Raw genomic sequence first — 2,799 nt, forward strand, 5'->3', positions numbered from 1 at the left:
CTTCGGCTTCGGGGACGATCAGTCGTCGTCGCGCTTCTGGCGCTCGGCGAGGAAGTGCTCGAAAGCGGCGCCCAGTTCCTCCGCGGTCGGCATCCTGCCCTCGTGCAGCATCTCGTCGGCCTCGGCCGCCTCCGTGAAGGAGTCGTACTGCTCCTCCAGCGACTTCACGACCTCGGCGACCTCCTCCGACTCGGCCACCTGCTCGGCGATGTCCGCGTCGACGCGGACCCGGTCCTCTTCCAGGCCCGGATCTGCCGGCAGATCGAGTCCGGTGGCCTCCTTGATCCCCTCCAGCAGTCTGATCGTGGCGGCCGGGTAGGTCATCTGCATCACGTAGTGCGGCACGTGCACCGCCAGGCCGAGCGCGTCGCGCCCCGACTCCCCCAGCCGGTACTCCAAGAGCCCGGCGGCGTTCCCGGGCACGGTCACCTCGTTGAACACCGGCCGGTTGTCGAACACCAGCTCGGGCCGGGTGGCGTGCACCGTCATGCCCAGCGCCCGCGTGTGCGGCACGCCCATCGGAATGCCCTGGAAGCCGACGGTCAGCGGTACGTTCCAGTGGTCGATGAGGTCCTCGGCGGCGTCCACGAACCGTTCCCAGGCGAAGTCCGGCTCCGGCCCCGTCATCAGCAGGAACGGCCGCTCGGACCGGTCGCGCATGAGGTATACGACCAGTTGCGGCGCCTCGAAGTCCGACCAGCGGTCGAGGGCGAACGTCAGGTTCGGGCGGCGGGAGCGGTAGTCGATGAGCTGGTCGACGTCGAACGACGCCACCGGCGTGTGCTCGAATTCGTCGAAGAGGTAGTCGACGACGCCGCGACCGGCCGAGCCGGCGTCCATGAACCCGTCAAGGAAGTGCAGCAGGACCGCACCTCGCGCCTCGGGAGGGTCAGCGAGGACGTCGCACAGTGCCCAAGGGTCAACGTTCAAAGCAATCGGCTCCTTCTTCTAGACGCCTTAGATGCTAACGTCCGACTCGGGATCGCCATTCCCCTGAGCATAGAGCTCGGAGCGGGCTCACCCCCACACATCGAACTCGGGAGCGGGGCCCTGGGAAGGCCGAACTCCGAAGTAGCTCAAGGTGAATTCGTTGATCTCCTTGAACGCGTCGCCGGTGGTGGAGCCGCCGCCCCCGCCGCCGGGGTCGTACACGCTGATGGCCACGACGTACTTCGGGTCCTCGGCCGGCGCGAAGCCGACGAAGGAGCCCACGTTGCCGGACGCGTACTCCCCGTCCTCGACGAGCTTGCCGGTGCCCGTCTTGCCGGCGAGGTGGTAGCTCTCCAGCTCCGCGTTCCGCCCGGTGCCGGTGTCGTCGGCGATCGGGGCCTGGAGCAGGTACTTGAGGTCGTCCGAGGTCTCGGGCGAGATCACCTGGTGCGTCGCGGGCTCGGTGTCGTCCTCCTGGACGTCGCCGTCGGCATCGATGAGGCTGTCGACCAGGGTCGGCTGCACGTACACGCCGTCGTTGGCGATCGCGCCGTAGACCGCGGCCATCTGGATGAGCGTGGTCGTGATCTCGTGGCCGATCGGGATCGAGCCGGGCGATGTCACCGACCAGTGCTGGGGGTCCAGGAGCATGCCCGAGGCCTCCCCGGCGACGCCGACGCCGGTGGGCCGGCCAAGCCCGAACCGCTGCTGGTACTCGTAGACCTTCTCGGGCCCGAGGCAGTCGGCGAGTTCGATGGTGCCGACGTTCGAGGACTGGGCGATGATTCCGGCGAGACTCAGCGTCGCCCCGCCGTGCTGATAGGTGTCCTCGTAGACCGTGTCGCCCTTGTTGATCGACTGGCTCACCGGCAGCGTGCCAGCGGGCTCGATGCAGCCCTCCTCGAGCGCGGCCGCGAAGATGATGGCCTTGTGGATCGATCCCGGGTCGAAGGTGGCCTGAGTGGCGTAGTCGCGGTAGACCTCCTCGTCCTCGACGTCGAAGGGGTTGGCCGCGTCGTAGGTCGGGGTGGAGGCCATGGCGAGCATCTCGCCGGATTCGACCTCCATGACCATGGCCGAGCCGAAGGTCGCGTCGTGCTCCTCGACGGTCGCCTCGAGGATCTTCTGCACCTGGAATTGCAGGTCGGCGTCGAGGGTCAACTGGAGGTCGTTGCCCGGTACGGCCTCCTCCTCGCGGTAGAAGGCGCCGGGGATGGGTTGGCCGGAGCCGCCGCGCTCGTAGGAGACCTCGCCGTCGGTGCCGCTGAGCCAATCGTCGTAGCCGGCCTCCAGGCCGGCGAGGCCCTCGCCGTTGTCGCCGCCGGTGAAGCCGAGGACGTTGGCGGCCAGGTCGTGTCCGGGCACGACGCGGCGCTCGTCCTGGCCGATGATGATTCCGGGGTCGCCGAGCTCGGCGATCTTGTCGCCGATGGCGAGGTCGACGCCGCGCTGGAGGTAGGCGAACTCGATCGCCTCGCCCTGCGGGGTCTGCTCGGTCGCGATGATCGGCTCGAGTTCCGAGGCCGGACGGCCCAGGAGCATCGTGAGGTCGGCGGCCAACTGCGCCGGATCGGCTTCGACGCGCGTGGGGTCGACGGCGATGTAGTTCGCCTCGATCGAATAGGCCAGCGCGTTCCCGTTGCGGTCGAGGATCGACCCGCGGGAGGCGGGGAGCGGCTCGGTGACGAGCCGCTGGTTGAGCGCGTCGGCGGCGTACGCGGCGGAGTCGGTGACCTGGAGCTGGATGAGGCGCCCCCCTGCGATGAGCAGAAGGATGAGCACCAGCGCGGAGGCGAACCGCAGGCGCCTGCCGGGGCTGCCGATGCGCGGCAGCTCGCGGATGGGACGGACCGTCGGCGCGGCCCGGCG

Annotated in this window: 2 protein-coding genes; both read right to left on the reverse strand. The window is 69.1% G+C overall.

Translation table 11 applies throughout. From position 1 onward, the window contains the following. Nucleotides 1-18 precede the first annotated feature (18 nt). Complete coding sequence (locus ACYVK3_RS14685) at nucleotides 19-930, reverse strand: proteasome assembly chaperone family protein (RefSeq protein ID WP_460498071.1); 912 nt, start codon at nucleotides 928-930, stop codon at nucleotides 19-21. An 87-nt stretch (nucleotides 931-1,017) separates the two neighbouring features. Further along, on the reverse strand, nucleotides 1,018-2,799 hold a 1,782-nt coding region (locus ACYVK3_RS14690; protein ID WP_460498072.1), incomplete at its 5' end, for a peptidoglycan D,D-transpeptidase FtsI family protein.

This window comes from Glycomyces tarimensis (assembly GCF_054776215.1).